This window comes from Micromonospora pisi (assembly GCF_003633685.1).
GTDB classification, from domain to species: Bacteria; Actinomycetota; Actinomycetes; order Mycobacteriales; family Micromonosporaceae; genus Micromonospora_G; species Micromonospora_G pisi.
Genome location: NZ_RBKT01000001.1, coordinates 1,884,225 through 1,900,782 on the forward strand (window position 1 = coordinate 1,884,225; position 16,558 = coordinate 1,900,782).

The 16,558-nt window shown below is 72.4% G+C and carries 11 protein-coding genes; 3 read left to right on the forward strand and 8 right to left on the reverse strand.

Annotated features, from left to right (window positions below; translation table 11 throughout):
- Nucleotides 1–2 precede the first annotated feature (2 nt).
- Both BDK92_RS07275 and BDK92_RS07280 read left to right on the forward strand, forming a co-directional pair.
- Complete coding sequence (locus tag BDK92_RS07275; RefSeq protein WP_121161769.1) at nt 3–1,301, forward strand: DUF58 domain-containing protein; 1,299 nt, start codon at nt 3–5, stop codon at nt 1,299–1,301.
- Nucleotides 1,298–3,757 (forward strand): transglutaminase TgpA family protein, encoded by a 2,460-nt coding sequence (locus BDK92_RS07280; RefSeq protein WP_121155785.1) that lies wholly within the window; start codon nt 1,298–1,300, stop codon nt 3,755–3,757. Before BDK92_RS07275 ends, BDK92_RS07280 begins: the two co-directional genes overlap by 4 nt.
- Nucleotides 3,758–3,961: 204 nt before the next feature.
- Here the strand turns inward: BDK92_RS07280 and BDK92_RS07285 are convergent, their stop codons facing one another.
- A complete protein-coding gene (locus BDK92_RS07285; RefSeq protein ID WP_121155786.1) occupies nt 3,962–4,345 on the reverse strand; it encodes a DUF3040 domain-containing protein in 384 nt (127 codons plus the stop codon).
- Between the two features lie 115 nt (nt 4,346–4,460).
- Nucleotides 4,461–5,747 (reverse strand): DNA polymerase IV, encoded by a 1,287-nt coding sequence (locus BDK92_RS07290; RefSeq protein WP_121155787.1) that lies wholly within the window; start codon nt 5,745–5,747, stop codon nt 4,461–4,463.
- A gap of 264 nt (nt 5,748–6,011) precedes the next feature.
- On the opposite strand from BDK92_RS07290, the gene BDK92_RS07295 reads away from it, so the two are divergent.
- A complete protein-coding gene (locus BDK92_RS07295) occupies nt 6,012–7,232 on the forward strand; it encodes an MFS transporter (protein ID WP_211349123.1) in 1,221 nt (406 codons plus the stop codon).
- Between the two features lie 59 nt (nt 7,233–7,291).
- Here BDK92_RS07295 and BDK92_RS07300 read toward each other — a convergent pair whose 3' ends face one another.
- The 6 genes from BDK92_RS07300 to BDK92_RS07325 all read right to left on the reverse strand — a co-directional run bounded on the left by BDK92_RS07300 (nt 7,292) and on the right by BDK92_RS07325 (nt 16,539).
- Nucleotides 7,292–9,388 carry a xanthine dehydrogenase family protein molybdopterin-binding subunit gene (locus BDK92_RS07300; protein WP_121155789.1) on the reverse strand — a complete coding sequence of 699 codons (2,097 nt, stop codon included), beginning with the start codon at nt 9,386–9,388 and terminating at the stop codon, nt 7,292–7,294.
- A complete protein-coding gene (locus BDK92_RS07305; RefSeq protein ID WP_121155791.1) occupies nt 9,385–10,386 on the reverse strand; it encodes an FAD binding domain-containing protein in 1,002 nt (333 codons plus the stop codon). The genes BDK92_RS07300 and BDK92_RS07305 overlap by 4 nt, the downstream gene beginning before the upstream one ends.
- Nucleotides 10,383–10,889, reverse strand: a complete 507-nt coding sequence (locus BDK92_RS07310; RefSeq protein WP_121155793.1) for a 2Fe-2S iron-sulfur cluster-binding protein — start codon at nt 10,887–10,889, stop codon at nt 10,383–10,385. The genes BDK92_RS07305 and BDK92_RS07310 overlap by 4 nt, the downstream gene beginning before the upstream one ends.
- Nucleotides 10,890–11,017: 128 nt before the next feature.
- Nucleotides 11,018–12,238 carry an alkaline phosphatase family protein gene (locus tag BDK92_RS07315; RefSeq protein ID WP_121155795.1) on the reverse strand — a complete coding sequence of 407 codons (1,221 nt, stop codon included), beginning with the start codon at nt 12,236–12,238 and terminating at the stop codon, nt 11,018–11,020.
- The gene (locus BDK92_RS07320) at nt 12,235–13,014 is read right to left on the reverse strand and encodes a methyltransferase domain-containing protein (RefSeq protein ID WP_425462215.1); all 780 of its coding nucleotides are present in this window, start codon (nt 13,012–13,014) and stop codon (nt 12,235–12,237) included. Before BDK92_RS07320 ends, BDK92_RS07315 begins: the two co-directional genes overlap by 4 nt.
- A gap of 177 nt (nt 13,015–13,191) precedes the next feature.
- Nucleotides 13,192–16,539 (reverse strand): error-prone DNA polymerase, encoded by a 3,348-nt coding sequence (locus BDK92_RS07325; protein ID WP_121161773.1) that lies wholly within the window; start codon nt 16,537–16,539, stop codon nt 13,192–13,194.
- Nucleotides 16,540–16,558 lie beyond the last annotated feature (19 nt).

Consider the following 16,558-nt stretch of genomic DNA (forward strand, 5'->3'; position numbering starts at 1 on the left):
CCGTGCGCGAGGCACTACGCGGCCTCACCACCCGTGGCCGGTCCTTCCTCGCCGCGGCGGTGGCGGCGGCGATCTCCGCCGCCATCCTGGGCGAACGGGACCTGCTCCGGGTGGCGGTACTGCTCGCGGTCCTGCCGCTGCTGGCGGCGGCGTACGTCGGGCGCAGCCGTTACAAGCTGGCCTGCAGCCGGTCGCTGGAGCCGCAGCGGGTGCCGATCGGTGCCAGCTCCCGCGTCGTGCTGCGGTTGCAGAACATGTCCCGGCTGCCGACCGGGACCCTGCTGCTGGAGGACCGGCTGCCGTACGCGCTGGGCAGCCGGCCCCGGGTGGTGCTGGAGCGCCTCGGCGCACACCAGGCCAGCTCGGTGGCGTACACGGTTCGCGCCGACGTCCGCGGCCGGTACGAGGTCGGGCCGCTGGTGGTCCGGCTGACCGACCCGTTCGGGCTCTGCGAGCTGACCCGGGCCTTCCCCAGCGTCGACCGGCTGACCGTCATCCCCCAGGTCACCGCCCTGCCCACGGTCCGACTCGCCGGCGAGTACGCCGGCAGTGGCGACAGCCGGGCCCGGTCGGTGGCGGTGCACGGCGAGGACGACGCGGCGACCCGGGAGTACCGGCGTGGCGACGACCTGCGCCGGGTGCACTGGAAGTCGACCGCCCGCACCGGTGAGCTGATGGTGCGGCGGGAGGAGCAGCCGTGGGAGAGCCGGGCGACGGTGGTGCTGGACACCCGCGCGGTGGCACACCGGGGTGAGGGGCCGACGGCCAGCTTCGAGTGGGCCGTCTCGGCCGTCGCCAGCGTCGCCGTGCACCTGCGCCAGTCCGGCTACAAACTGCGCCTGGTCAGCGGTTCGGGGATGGACGCGGACGCGACGGAGGGCGGCGGCGAGGGTCTGCTGCTGGACCACCTCGCCGACGTCCGACTCAGCCAGCGGGGCGATGTCGCCACCCTGGTCGAGCAGGTCCGGCAACGCTCCGACGGCGGTCTGGTCATCGCTGTCCTCGGCACCCTGAGCACCGCCGAGGCCGAGGTCCTGGCCGGGTTGCGGGGCAACGGCGCGACCTGTCTGGCCTTCCTGGTCGACAGCACGACCTGGCTCACCCTGCCGGCACCGGCCAGGGCCGAGGCCGACCACGCCCACGGCGCCGCCGTGCTGGCGCTGATGCAGAGCGGCTGGCGGGTGATCGGGGTCGAACACGGCAGCCGGTTGCCGGCGTTGTGGCCGCAGGCCGCCCGCGGCTCGCAGGGCTTCGCCTGGCGGGCCGCGATGGCCGAGACCGTGGCCGGAGGGATGCGATGAGAGGACGCCGTCACCTGGGGTTCGTCGCCGCGGCGGCGACCCTGCTCGCCGCCGCGCCGATGTCGGCGATCTTCGAACGGTGGACCTGGCTGCTCGACTCGGCGATCGCGGTCGCCCTGATCGCCGGGGTGGCCACGCTGACCCGGTCGCTGCGGGCACCGGTCTGGGCGCAGGTGCTGAGCATGCTCGGCGCACTGCTGCTCGGGCTGACCTGGATCTTCCCCGGCGGCGGCGAACTGCTGGGCGTGGTCCCGACCCCCGACACGATCGCCCACTTCGGCGCGCTGCTGAACGGCTCGGCGACGGACATGCGGACGTACGGGGTGAAGGTGCCCGACACCGATCCGCTGCTCTTCGTGGTGGTGCTCGGGGTCGGCGCGGTCGCGATCGTGGTGGACCTGCTCACCGTCGGGCTGCGCCGGCCGGCGCTGGCCGGGCTGCCGATGCTCGCCATCTACTCGGTACCGGTCGCGGTCTATGTGGACAACGTGCCGGCGATGCCGTTCGTTGTCGGCGCGATCGGCTTCCTCTGGCTGCTGGCGGCCGACAACGTCAACCGGGTACGGCACTTCGGCCGCCGGTTCACCGGCGACGGCCGAGACGTCGACATCTGGGAGCCGTCACCGCTGGCGGCGGCGGGTCGTCGGCTCGCGGTGGTCGGGGTGGTGATCGCGGTGCTGCTGCCGCTGGCCGCACCGCAGATGACCGACGGGCTGCTCAACCGGTTCAACAACTCCGGCACCGGCATCGGCGAGGGCAACGGCCGGGGTGGCCCCGGTGGCGGGGTCCAGCTCTTCTCGGCGCTGCGCGGTCAGCTCAACCAGACCGCGGTGACCGACTACGTGAAGGTCACGACGAATGAACCGGAGCCGTTCTACCTGCGGTTCGCCACCGCCGACCGGGTGCGTTCGGCCGGGTTCGACCCCCGTCCGTCGACCGGCTCGCCGCTGAACCAGTTGCCCGACCCCAGGGTCGGGGCGGCGCCCGGGATCTCGTTCAACACCTACCGGGCGCAGGTCGAGGTGACGAACTTCAACATGCAGATGTTGCCGATCTACGCCAACCCGGTGGGCTTCTCCAACCTCGACGGCAACTGGCTCTACGACAAGAGCGCGCAGGTGGTCTTCTCCAACCGGCGGCTCTCGAAGGGCAAGAAGTACTCGTTCGACTACGTCCGGGCGACGTACACGCAGAAGGTGCTGGAGGGGATCAAGCCGCTCGCCGGGAACGACCCGATCCGCGCGAACTTCACCGAGGTGCCGCAGGTGCCGGAGGTCGAGCAACTGGTCGGCGAGCTGACCCGGGGCAAGACCACGCAGTACGCGAAGGTCCGGGCGATCTACGACTACTTCTCCCGGGACAACGGTTTCACGTACAGCCTCAGCACCGAGGGCGGGACCAGCGGCGAGGACATCGTCAACTTCCTCGACAACAAGGTCGGCTTCTGCCAGCAGTACGCGAGCGCGATGGCGTGGCTGGTCCGGGCGGCCGGCATCCCGAGCCGGGTGGCGTTCGGTTTCACCGTCGGCGGAAGCGAGCGGGAGAACTCGTACACGCTGACCAACCTGAACATGCACGCCTGGACCGAGATCTACTTCGCCGGGGCGGGCTGGGTGCCGTTCGACGCGACCCCGGCGGCGAACGTGACCGGCTCGACCCGTACCGACTGGGCGCCGGACACCGACGCCCCGGACCCGGTCGCACCGGCTGCGGCGCCGTCGGCGGCCCCGGGGGCGAACGCCACCGCCGGACCGGACGCGGCGGACCGGCCCGAGCGGGGCTTCGACGACCCGAACCTGGCCGGCGGCGGCACGCTCAGCACCGACACGACCACCTGGCCCTGGTGGACCGCGAGTGGGGTGCTGGCGCTGCTGCTGCTGCTCGCCGGACCGGCGATGCGCCGCTCGGCGCTGCGCCGCCGGCGACAGCTGCGTACGGAGGCGGCGACCAACGCGGTGGCCGCCGAGGGTGATCCACCGCCGGGCGTGGTCCGGGTGGTGGTGACCGGTGGCGAGGCTGATCGGGCCCGGGCCGACGCGCACGCCGCCTGGGACGAGTTGCTCGACACGATGGTCGACTTCCGGGTCCAGGTGGACCGGACCGAGACGCCCCGGGCGACCGCCGAACGGTTGATCACCCAGGATCTCGGCGAGACCGGGTCGGAGGCCGCTCGACTGCTGGGCCGGGCCGAGGAGCGGGCCCGCTATGCCCGTACCCCGCTCGCGGGTGGGGAGTTGAACCCGGCCCTGCGGACCGTACGTCAGTCGCTCGCGGCGCGGGCCGACCGGCGTACCCGCCTGATGGCGACCGTGTTGCCGCCGTCGGTGTTGCTGCAGTGGCGCCTGGCGGTCATGGATGGTTCGGAGCGGTTCGTCGCGGCTACCGGGCGGTTCCGTGACGGGCTGCTGCGGTGGAGCCCGCGGCGGCTGCTCGCCAACCGGACGGCGGCCCGGTGACGGGGGCGCGCTGACAGAATCGAAACCCGTGGTGTCCCGGTACTGGTCGGGGCACCACGGGTTTTCGTTTGGGACGAATCACGTTTGGGACGAAACAGCACGAAAAGGAACTAAGTCGGCAGAAAAAACCCGCCGACCACCGCCGGAGGGACGTTCCGGCGGGCCGTCACGCGGGCGAACCCGCGATGACGGAAACACCTGCGGTCAGCGGTGACCCTCCGGCCGTTGCCGCCACCGGTCCTCGAGACGATCGATCAGCGACATCCGCCGACCCCGCGTACGACGGCTGGTCGAACCGCCGACCACGCGCAGATCGGGCGTCTGCGCCTTGCGATGCGACTGCATCGCAAATGCCGCCGCGCCGAGCATGACCACGAAGCCGGCCACTCCGAGAAGTGAGGTCTTGCTCACCGTGCCGTAAACGACCAGTGCAAGGCCAGCGATGATCACGCCAGCGGCGACGAGCAGGCGACGTCGCGCATGGAAACGCGGGTCGCTGGCACGCACAGCCGAGGCGAATTTGGGGTCCTCGGCAAGCGACTGTTCGATCTGCTCGAACAGTCGCTGCTCGTGCTCCGAGAGCGGCACGGCACTCCTCCCCGGTCACGTTGAGTCGGTCCGGTCGGACCGACAGACCGTGGCAGCCAACCGGCTGCTTGACGCAAGTCTACGAGGGGGCTCGCGGCTCGGAAAGCGGGACGACCTACGGTCGCGCCTGATTTTCCGTCCGCCGCAGGTCATCACGTCCCAACAGACTCGCTGGACGCACCACCGGACGACCAAAACGAGCCGCCGCGGCGTCCGCGGCGGCCTCGGCCTCCCGCCAACCACGCTCCGGCTCGTCCAGGGTGAGCTGTCTTGGCGTCTCCCGGGCGTCGGTCAGCCCCTCCATCCGGACCCCCACGAGCCGAATCCGGTCAGTCGATTTGAGCGCGACGAACAGTGCCCAGGAGACCTCGAACAACTCATGGGCGACATCGGTGGCACCCGCCAGGGTCCGGGAACGGTTGACCGTACGGAAATCCGCCGTCCGGACCTTGATCGAGACCGTCCGCCCCACCTGCCCCGCCCGCCGCATCCGTACGCCCACCTTCTCGGCCAGGGCGAGCAGTGCCCTCCGAATCGCCTCCGGGTCACTGATGTCGGTGTCGAAGGTGACCTCCGCGCCGATCGACTTCTCCACCTGCTCCGGGCTGACCGTCCGGGGATCACGCCCCCAGGCCAGCTCGTGCAGGTGCTGGGCCGCCGCCTCACCGACCGCGCCGCGCAGCATCTCGATCCGCGCCTGGGCCAGGTCGGCGACGGTGTGCAGCCCGAACCGGCGCAGCGTCTCGGCCGACCGCTCCCCCACCCCCCAGAGCGCCTCGACCGGCAGCGGATGCAGGAACTCGAGCACCCGCCCCGCCGGCACCACCAGCAGCCCGTCCGGCTTGGCCCGGGTGGAGCCGAGCTTGGCGACGAACTTGGTCGGCGCCACCCCGACCGAACAGGTGATCCGCTCCTGCTCGCGCACCCTGGCCCGGATCAGCCGGGCGATCTCGACCGGGCGCCCCAACAGCCGTCGCGCACCCGCCACGTCAAGAAAGGCCTCGTCCAGCGAGAGCGGCTCGACCAGCGGGGTGACCTCGCGGAAGATCTCCATCACCGCCCGCGAGGCGGCCGAATATTCGGCGAAGTCCGGCGGTAGGAACACCGCCCCGGGGCAGAGCGCCCGTGCCCGCATCGTCGGCATCGCGCTGTGCACCCCGAACCGCCGGGCCTCGTAGCTGGCCGAGCTGACCACGCCACGCGGACCGATCCCGCCGACCACCACCGGCCGCCCCCGCAGCTCCGGCCGCTTGCGCACCTCGACCGCGGCGAAGAACGCGTCCATGTCGACGTGCAGGATCGGGCAACCCTCGTCGTCCCCGTCCGGACCGAAGCGCGCCTGGTCACCGCTCGACCCGGAGCCGCCGGCCGAACGGGGTGGCACCGCCTGGCTCCGACCCATGTCCGCAGGCTAGACCCCGGGTACGACAGCACCTCACCTGCCGCCGTGTGCCGGGCCGGGTCGGGACGGCGGCCGGCGGACCCGTGCCGCCCAGCCGGGACGTCGAGGCGTTCCGGCGGGTACTCCTCGTCACCTCGACGACCTCTCGCCGCACCGGTGTGACAGACGACGGGCACGATGTGCCCGAACCGTGCCTCCATGCCGTCGTGGGGTGTCGGTCCCGTTGCCGGTCGGCGACGCATGACGAGCGGAGACACCACCACCGTGAGCACCACCGAGGTCCGGCCCACGCACGACGTACCCGACACACGCCGTCCGGCCGGGGCGGCACTGTTCGCGCTCGCGCTCGGCGGCTTCGGCATCGGCACCACCGAGTTCGCCACCATGGGCCTGCTGCCACAGATGGCCGACGACCTGCACGTCTCCATTCCGGCGATGGGGCACGGCATCACCGCGTACGCGTTGGGTGTCGTCGTCGGCGCGCCGGTCATCGCGGCCCTCGCGGCGCGGGTGCCCCGGCGCGGGCTGCTGCTCGTGCTCATGCTCGCCTTCGTGGTGGGCAACGCGCTGACCGCTGTCGCGCCCGGCATCTGGTCGCTGGTCGGGGCCCGGTTCCTGACCGGTCTGCCGCACGGTGCCTACTTCGGCATCGCCTCCGTCGTGGCGGCCGGGCTCGTCCCGCCGGACCGCAAGGGCCGAGGGGTGGCGCGGGTCATGGTCGGGCTGACCGTGGCCAACATCGTCGGCGTACCGCTCGTCACGCTCGCCGGACAGATGTTCGGCTGGCGCGCCTCGTACGCGCTGGTGGCCGGGATCGGCGTCGTGACGATCGTCGCCGTCCGGCGGTGGGTGCCGCCCGTGGCCGCCCCGGACGGGGCCAGCATCGCCCGAGAACTGGGTGCGTTCCGCCGGGTGCACGTATGGATCGCGCTGCTCACCGGCACCGTCGGCTTCGGTGGCATGTTCGCCGTCTACAGCTACGTCGCGCCGACCCTCACCGACGTCGCCGGGATGCCGGCCCGGGCGGTGCCGTGGGTCCTCGCCGTCTTCGGCCTGGGGATGACCGTGGGCGCGTTGCTCGGCGGGCGGCTCGCCGACCGGTCGGCGCTCGCCACGCTCATCGGCTCGCTCGTCGCGATGACCACGGTCCTCGCGCTCTACGCGCTCACCGCCTCGTCACCGGTCGCCGCCGTGCTGCTCGTCTTCGCGATCGGGCTGGTGTGCCAGGCGCTCGGCGCCGGTCTCACGATCCGACTCATGGAAGCCTCGCCGGACGCGCCCGCGCTGGCGGCGTCGTCGAACCACTCCGCGCTCAACCTGGCCAACGCGATCGGGGCGTGGCTGGGCGGCGTCATGATCGCAGCCGGACACGGTTACCTGGCAACGGCGTGGGTCGGCGCGGCGCTGTCGGTCGCCGGGTTGCTGTTCGTGGGCGGCTCGGTGCTGGTGCCGCGCCTGGCGGGTGGGCGCGCTCCGCGAATCTGACCACAGCGTGTTAGGAAGGGGCCCTTGTACCACCGAATCCGATAACAGGGGGCCCTTCCTTACCGGGCGAGGAGTTTGTCCAGGGTGATCGGGAGGTGGCGGATCCGTACGCCGGTGGCGTGGTGGACGGCGTTGCCCACCGCCGCCGCCGTACCCACGATCCCGACCTCGCCCATCCCCTTGCTTCCCATCGGATTCACGTACGGGTCGTGCTCCTCCACCCAGTACGCCTCGACCGAGCCGACGTCGGCGTTGCTCGCGATGTGGTACTGCGCCAGGTCCTGGTTGACCACGTGCCCGAACCGCCGGTCGAGCACGCTGTGCTCGTGCAGCGCCATGGAGAGCCCCATGGTCATCCCGCCGATCAGCTGTGACCGGCCGGTCTTCGCGTTGATCACCCGCCCGACGGCGAAGACCCCGAGCAGCCGGGGTACGCGTACCTCACCGGTCTCCTCGTGCACCCGCACCTCGGCGAACTGGGCGCCGAAGGTGTCCATGGCGAACTTGCCGATGTGCGGGTTCACCGGCATCGACTCCTCGACCTGGAGACCGTCGGGCGGCACCTGCCCGCCGTGCTGCTCGGCCAGGGTGCGACGGAACCTGTCCGCCGCCGCGACGACGGTCGACCCCCAGGAGGCCAGCCCGGCCGAACCGCCCGCCGAGATGGCCGTCGGCGTCGCGGTGTCGCCGATGGCGAGGTCGATCCGGTCGACGTCGACATCCAGGGCGTCGGCGGCGATCTGGGTCAGCGCGGTCCAGGTGCCGGTGCCGATGTCGGCGGCGGCGATCTCGACCGCGTACCGGCCGTCCGAACCGAGCCTGATCCGGGCCGTCGAGCCGGGGAATTCGAGCACCGGATAGGTGGAGGCGGCCACCCCCGTACCGACCAGCCAGCCCGCCTCCCGGCGGACGCCCGGGGTCGGGTCCCGCCCCTCCCAGCCGAACCTGCGGGCACCGTCACGCAGGCACTCGACCAGGTTCCGGCTGGAGAACGGCAGCCCGGTGGTGGGATGCACGCTCGGCTCGTTGCGGATCCGGAACTCGATCGGGTCCAGCCCGCAGGCGATCGCCATCTCGTCGACCGCCGTTTCCAGCGCCCACATGCCCGGGGCCTCGCCCGGCGCGCGCATGATGCTCGGTGTCGGTACGTCCAACGCGGCCAACCGCTGGGTGCTGCGCCGGTGCGGTGCCGCGTAGACGGTCTGGGTCATCCGGGTGGCGTGCTCGGCGAACTCGCTGAGCTTCGAGGTCTGCTCCACCGAACTGTGCCCGATCGCGACCAGGCGGCCGGTCGCGTCGGCACCGAGCCGTACCCGCTGGATGGTCGGGCTGCGGTAGCCGACCTGGGCGAACATCTGCTGACGGGTGAGGGTGAACTTCACCGGCCGACCGGGCAGTGTCCGGGCGGCCATGACCGCCAGCACCACATCCGCGCGCGGCAGGACCTTGGAACCGAACGCGCCGCCCACGTGCCGGGACACCACCCGGACCTGGTCGGCGTCGAGTGCGAACAGGCCCAGCACCGTCTGCTTGACCCGGTACACGCCCTGGGTCGAGACGTAGAGGGTGAGCCCGGCGTCGGTCCAGTGCGCGATGGTGGCGTGCGGCTCCATCGGATTGTGGTGGAACATCGGCGTGGTGTATGTCTGGTCCAGGGTGACCGCCGCCGAACCGAGCGCGCTGTCGACGTCGCCCTGGTCGGCGTCCATCGGGAACTGCGACAGCGTCGGGGACGGGACCGACAGGTCGCCCCGGTCCGCCCGCAGGTCGAAGTCGGGCTCGTCGGCGGCGTAGGTGAACCGGACCAGGCCGGCGGCGTACCGTGCGCTCTCCGGGCTCTCGGCCACCACCGCACCGATGAACTGCCCCCGGAAGGCGACCCGGTCCGACTGGAGGACGCCGTGCTCGCCGTTCTCCACCTTGGCCAGTCGGGGCGCGTTGTCGTGGGTGAGTACGGCGTGCACCCCGGGTTCGGCGCAGGCGGCCACGGTATCGATCGCGCTGATCCGGCCGGTGGCGATGGTCGACTGCACCGGGTAGAGGTAGAGCGGCGCCTCGACCGGGTGCTCGAAGGCGTACCGGGCCAGCCCCTGGACCTTGTCCGGGCCGTCGATCCGGTCCATCGGCCGACCGATCGCCCGTGGCGTGATCGTCATCGGCCGTCCTCCGCCGCGTCGCCGGTGAGGTCGAGCAGGGTACGGATGATCGCCGCGCGGGCCAGTGGCACCTTGAAGGCGTTGCCGGGCAGCGGCTGGGCGGCGGCCAGTTCGGCGTCGGCGGCGTCGGCGAAGCTCTGTGCGATCGCCGGGGCACCCCGGAGCAGTTCCTCGGCACGGGTCGCCCGCCACGGTTTGTGCGCCACCCCACCGAGGGCCAGCCGCACGTCGCGGACCACTCCGTCCACCACGTCCACCGCGGCGGCCACCGAGACCAGCGCGAACGCGTACGACGCCCGGTCGCGTACCTTGCGGTAACGCGAGTTGGCGGCGAAGCCGAGCGGCGGCAGCTCCACGTTCATGATCAGCTCGCCGTGCCGGAGCACGGTGTCCCGGCCCGGCTCCTCACCGGGCAGCCGGTGCAGCTCGGTGACGGGGATGAGCCGGTCGCCGTCCGGTCCCCGGGTGCGCACCAACGCGTCGATCGCGGCCAGCGCGACTGCCATGTCGGAGGGGTGGGTGGCGACGCACTCCTGCGACGCCCCGAAGATCGCCATGTCCCGCTGGTGGCCCTCGCGGGCCGAGCACCCGGTTCCGGGTACCCGCTTGTTGCACGGGGTGGTGATGTTCTGGAAGTACGGACACCGGGTGCGCTGGAGCAGGTTGCCGCCGGTGGTGGCGAGGTTGCGCAGTTGTCCGGAGGCGCCGTCGAGCAACGCCTGGGAGAGCACCGGGTAACGGGTACGGATTGTCGGGTCGGCGGCCAGTTCGCTGTTGCGTACCGCGGCGCCGACCAGGATGCCGCCGTCGGGCAGGTCCTCGATCCGCTCCGAGGTGAGTCGCCGGACGTCGACCAGCAGTTCCGGTGTTGCCACGCCGAGCTTCAGCAGGTCCACCAGGTTCGTCCCGCCGGCCAGGTACGCACCGTACGGCGCGGCGGCGAGCATCCGCACCGCCTGCGGTACGTCCTGCGCGCGGGCGTAGCGCAGCGGCCTCACGACCGGGCCACCTGGGCGATGGCGGGGACGATGTTGGCGTACGCGGCGCAGCGGCAGAGGTTGCCGCTCATCCGCTCCCGGATCTCCGCCTCGTCGAGCACCACCTCGGCGTCACCGGCCGCGGTCACCGCGCTCGGCCAGCCCGCGTCGACCTCGTCCAGCATGCCCACGGCGGAGACGATCTGTCCGGGGGTGCAGTAGCCACATTGGAACGCGTCGTGCTCGATGAACGCCTGCTGCATCGGGTGCAGGTTGCCGTCCATGGCCAGGCCCGCAGCGGTGACGATCTCCGCGCCGTCGTGCGCGACGGCGAGGGCGAGACAGCTGTTGGCCCGCCAGCCGTCGAGCAGGATGGTGCAGGCGCCGCACTGCCCGTGGTCGCAGCCCTTCTTCGGGCTGGTGATGCCGAGCCGTTCACGCATCGCGTCCAGCAGCGTGGTGCGGGTGTCCACCCCCAGCGTGTATGTGGTCCCGTCCACCCGCAGCGTCACTTCGGTATCCATCGCCGCCCCCGATCGTCCGAATCACCCGAAATTATCCCAATTCAGGTATCCGGACGGTCGGTATCCCCGGTTGATCTTCCGCTGCACTCCCCAAGCCGCCAGCGGGACGGGTCAGCCTCGGACCGGGGTCAGCCTCGGACCGTCAGCAGCGGAATGGTCATCTCCGCCGCCGTCCAGGAACCGTGGTACGCCACCAGCTTCGCCTCGATCGGCGCGTCCGTCCGGCTCGCCAGCACCACGTACGACTCCCGGCAGCAGACCACCACGTCACCGATCCGGCTCAGGTGCGCCTCCGGGACCGGCCCGAACCAGCCGGCGGCGACCGCCTCGGCCCGGGAGGCCACCCACGCCGCCGGTCCCAACACCTCGGTCCAGGCGGCCCGCACGTCGTCCACCGCACCGGGCTCGGTGTGCAGGTAACGAACCCGGGGCTCGCCCGCCACCACCCGCACCCCGGCCCGCAACCGGGGATCGATATCAAGGTCGAACCGCCGGTCCGGCGGCACGTTGAGCTGCCCGTGATCGGCCGTCACCAGCAACGCGGCGTCGGCCGGCAGCCCACCGACCAACCGGTCGAGCAACCGGTCCAGGTCGGTCACCGCCGCCCGCCAATCGGTCGAGTCGACACCGGTCAGGTGTCCCCGCCGGTCGAGGTCCGGATGGTAGCCGGAGACCAGGGTCGGACCGGGGCCGGCGGAGAGCGCGGCCAGCATCTCGGTGGCGAGCTCCTCCACCCCGGCCGCGCCCCGGTAGTCGCCACCGGAGTTGGCGGCCAGGGTCAGCCCGCTGCCCGCGTACTCGGGGCGACTCACCACGGTCACCGCCACCCCGGCCGCCCGGGCCAGCTCCCACTGGGTCGGCAACGGCTGCCAACGCCGGGGCTCCGGGTCCGGCGTACGCAACCCGCCGGCCGGACCGGACCAGTTGATGTGGGTCAGCACCCGGTCGGTGCCCGGCACGTTCACCCGGAAACCCAGCACCCCGTGCGCACCCGGTGCCGCCCCGGTGCCGAGACTGACCACACTGGTCGGAGTGGTCGAGGGAAATCCGCTGGTCAGCGGCCGTCCGGTCCGGGCCGCCAGGTCGGTCAGGACCGGGGCGTACGGGGCTGCGGTGGGGAGCTGGTACCAGCCGAGCCCGTCGACCAGCAGGACCGCGATCCGGCGTACGCCCGCCATCGGGCCGACCAGGCCCAGCGGATCGGCCGCGCCCGGCACCCCGAGCACCGCCAGGGCGCTGGGCAGCACGTCGGCCAGGCTGTCGCCGCCGTACTCCGGCCGTACCAGGTCCAACGGCCCGGTGGCACCGAACGGGCCGGACCCGGCGGCCGGCCCGGTGGACCCGGTCACTCCGGCCGGCGGGCGAAAAGGTGCAACTGGGCGGCCATGTCCCGGTAGGGCGGCCGGGCCGCCGCGGCGATCTCCAGATCGAGCAGGGCCTGCGGGTCACCATCGGCGGCCGCGGCCGGAATCAGGTCGGCGAAGACCCGTACCCCGTGGGTCTGCTCGACCCGCAACCCGGCGGCGCCGAGCAGCGCCCCGGCGCCCTCCGCGTCATAACGCCGGCGCAGCGTGTCGCGCGGCCCGGCGCAGCCGTCCGGGTCTGCCAACAGCGCCGCGGCGACGTCCAGGTGACCGTTCATCGCGCGGCTTAGCACGGCCGCCGCACGGCTCGCGACCAGTACGCTGGCCGCGCCCCCGGGCCGCAGCGCGGTCGCCAGCGCCGCCACCACGCCCGCCGGATCGTCCACCACCTCGAGTACGGCATGGCAGAGCACCAGGTCCGCGCTGGCCGGCTCGACCAGCCCGGCGAGGGCGTCCCCGTCCCCCTGGACCGCCCGGATCCGATCCGCCACGCCCGCCTCGGCCGCCCGCCGGGTCAGCGCGGCGAGCGCGTCCGGGCTGGCGTCGACCACCGTCACCCGGTGCCCCGCCTCGGCCAGCGGTACGGCGAACCCGCCGGTGCCGCCGCCGACATCGAGCACGGTCAGGGCGCGCCCGGTGAGCCGGTCGAGTTCACGGCGCAGCACCGCCCAGACCACGGCGGTACGCGGGGCCGGATACGGCCCGGATGCTGGCGCCGGCCGGCCGCGCACCGCGCCGGACCCGATCTGTGTTCGCTCCACCCGGACGAGCCTAGGCCACCCGGTTCCCGCACCGGTCAGGAGAAGCCGACCGATGCCCTCCCGTGCTCCGACGCGCTCCCGCCGACGGTCGTCGCCGACCACGCCCCGCCCACCCACGGCGCCGGCCGGCCCGGTTCGGCCCGGCTTGGCCCGGCTTGGTCAGCTGTCCGGGGCTGGTCAGCGGAAGTCGCGTGAGGCGGGGGTGACCGGCGCGGCGATCGCGTCCAACCGGTCGGCGAGCAGGTTCGTCACCCCCTCGGCCCGTTCCAACCGCCCCCGTACGACCAGCGCGTTGCTGCTCCGGGCCACCTTCCGGTAACGCTGCCACAGCCCCGGCGAACAGATCACGTTGAGCATGCCGGTCTCGTCCTCCAGGTTCAGGAAGGTGACCCCACCGGCCGTACCGGGACGCTGCCGGTGGGTGACGATGCCACCGACCCGGACCCGCCGCCCCGACTCCACCCGGGCCAGCTTCGCGATCGGCACCGCGTCCAGCGCGTCGAGCCGGTCCCGGACGAACCGGGCCGGGTGGCTCTCCGGTGAGAGGCCGGTGGCCCACACGTCGGCGACCAGCCGGTCCACCGCCGCCATCCCGGGCAGGGTGGGCGCCGTCACCCCGGTCACCGTGCCCGGCAACCGGCCCGGCTTCTCCTGCGCCGCCGCGCCGGCCGCCCAGAGCGCCTCCCGGCGGGTCAGCCCGAAACAGGCGAAGGCGTCCGCGGTGGCCAGCGCCTCCAGTTGCGCGGCCGGCAGGCCGACCCGGCGGACCAGATCCGGCATGTCCGCGTACGGGCCATGGGCGTTGCGTTCCGCCTCGATCCGCTCGGCCAGGTCGGCGCCGACGGTGCGGACCCCGGCCAGCCCCAGCCGCACCACCGGACCACCCAACCCCCACCGGTGCGGTGGCTCGCCCGGTTCGCTGCCCCACCGGGTCTGCGGGGTCGACTCCAGCACCGCCTGCGCCCCGCTGGCGTTGATGTCCGGCCGGCGCACCTCGACCCCGTGCCGGCGGGCGTCGTCGACCAGGGTCTGCGGCGAGTAGAAACCCATCGGCTGGGCGTTGAGCAACGCGGCCAGGAACGGCGCCGGGTGGTAACGCTTGAGCCAGGAACTGGCGTAGACCAGGTAGGCGAAACTCATCGCGTGGCTCTCCGGGAAGCCGAAGTTGGCGAACGCGGAGAGCTTCAGGTAGACGTCGTCGGCCACCTCACCGGTGATCCCCCGCTCGGCCATGCCGGCGTAGAGGCGTTCCCGGATCCGGTCCATCCGCTCGGTGGAACGCTTCGACCCCATGGCCCGGCGCAACTGGTCGGCCCCAGCGGCGTCGAACCCGGCCAGGTCGATCGCGAGCTGCATCAACTGTTCCTGGAACAACGGCACACCGAGCGTCTTCTCCAACGCGTTGCGCATCAGCGGATGCGGGAAGGTGATCGGCTCCTGGCCGTTGCGGCGCCGGATGTACGGATGCACCGAACCGCCCTGGATCGGGCCCGGCCGGATCAGTGCCACCTCGACCACCAGGTCGTAGAACTCCCGGGGCTTGAGCCGGGGCAGGGTCGCGATCTGGGCCCGGCTCTCCACCTGGAAAACCCCCACCGAGTCGGCCCGGCAGAGCATGTCGTAGACCTCGGGATCGTCCAGCGACATGCTGCTCAGGTCGAGGGTGGAACCGATCATGTCGTACGCGTAGTGCAGCGCCGAGAGCATGCCGAGCCCGAGCAGGTCGAACTTGACCAGCCCGGCGTTGGCGCAGTCGTCCTTGTCCCACTGCAACACGGTGCGGCCGGGCATCCGCCCCCACTCCACCGGGCAGACCTCGATCACCGGCCGGTCGCAGATCACCATGCCACCGGAGTGGATGCCCAGGTGCCGGGGGAAGGTCTGCAACTCGTTGGCGTACGCGACGACGTGCTCGGGGATCTCCTCGACGTCCACGTTCGACACGCTCCCCCACCGGTCGATCTGCTTGCTCCAGGCGTCCTGCTGTCCGGGGGAGAAACCGAACGCCTTGGCCACGTCCCGCACCGCCGACCGGGGCCGGTACGAGATGACGTTCGCGACCTGCGCGGTGTGCTCCCGGCCGTACTTGGTGTAGATGTACTGGATCACCTCCTCCCGCCGGTCTGACTCGATGTCCACGTCGATGTCGGGCGGCCCGTCCCGTTCGGGGGCGAGGAACCGCTCGAAGAGCAGGTGGTGGCGGACCGCGTCGACGTTGGTGACCCGCAGCGCGTAACAGACCGCCGAGTTCGCCGCCGAGCCCCGCCCCTGGCAGTAGATGTTCGCCCGCCGGCAGAACGTGACGATGTCGTAGACCACCAGGAAATAGCCGGGAAAGCCCAGCTCGTCGATCATCCTCAGCTCGTGTTCGAGCTGCTCGTACGCCCTCGGGTGCGCCTCGCGCGGGCCGTAGCGCTCCAGCGCGCCGTCCATGGTCAACTGGCGTAGCCAGCTCATCTCGGTGTGACCGGGCGGCACCGGATAGGCGGGCAGATCGGGCGCGACCAGTTGCAGGTCGAAGGCGAGCTCGGCGCCGAACCGCGCGGCCCGCGCCACCGCACCGGGGTAGGCGGCGAACCGGGCCGCCATCTCGGCCCCGCTCCGCAGGTGCGCGGTGGCCGCCGCCGGCAGCCAACCGTCGAGTTCGTCCATGCTGCGCCGGGCCCGTACGGCCGCCAGCGCGGTGGCCAGCCGCCGCCGCGACGGGGTGGCGTAGTGCACGTTGTTGGTCGCCACGGTCGGCAGCCCGGCGCTGGCGGCCAACGCGGCGAGGGCGTCGTTGCGGTCACCGTCGGTCGGGTCGCCATGGTCGGTCAGTTCCACCGCCACGGTCTCGGCGCCGAAGAGCGCGGTCAGCCGGTCGAGTTCCCGGGCCGCCGCGTCGACTCCCTCGGTGAGCAGCGCCGCCGGCACCGGCCCCTTGCGGCAGCCGGTCAACACCAGCACGTGGTCCCGCAGGTCGGCCGCGATCTCCTCCAGGTCGTAGACCGGGCGCCCCTTCTCACCGCCGCGTAGCTGCGCCCGGGCGATGGTCCGGGCCAGTCGGGCGTACCCCTCCGGACCGTGCGCGAGCACCAGCAGGTGCCGCCCGAGCGGGTCGGGCTCACCGGCCGCCGGTCCGGGCAGGCCGAGGGAGAGCTCCGCACCGAAGATGGTGGGCAGGTGCAGCGCGCGGGCCGCCTCGGCGAAGCGCACCACACCGTAGAACCCGTCGTGGTCGGTCACCGCGAGTGCGGTCAGCCCCAGCCGGGCCGCCTCCTCGGCCAGTTCCTCCGGGTGGCTGGCACCGTCGAGGAAGCTGAAGTTGGTGTGCGCGTGCAGTTCGGCGTACGGCACGGTGTCGCCGGTGGAGGTGACCGGCCGCGTCGGTGAGGTGTAGCGCTCCCGTCGCCGGCTGCTCGGTGCCTCGTCGGCGAGCGGGTCGACCACGCGCAGGTGACCGGCCGGATCGGCGGCCGGGTCACGCCGGCCGGAGAGCGCGCGTTCCAGCTCCGACCAGGGCATCTTCGGGTTGCGGAAGCTCACCGGCGACACCCCGCGTGGA

Bases quoted from the DNA above. Each gene is read 5' to 3' on its own strand.
- BDK92_RS07280 (WP_121155785.1), top strand. From the start codon at position 1,298: ATGAGAGGACGCCGTCACCTGGGGTTCGTCGCCGCGGCGGCGACCCTG.
- BDK92_RS07290 (WP_121155787.1), bottom strand. From the start codon at position 5,747: ATGGGTCGGAGCCAGGCGGTGCCACCCCGTTCGGCCGGCGGCTCCGGG.
- BDK92_RS07300 (WP_121155789.1), bottom strand. From the start codon at position 9,388: ATGACGATCACGCCACGGGCGATCGGTCGGCCGATGGACCGGATCGAC.
- BDK92_RS07310 (WP_121155793.1), bottom strand. From the start codon at position 10,889: ATGGATACCGAAGTGACGCTGCGGGTGGACGGGACCACATACACGCTG.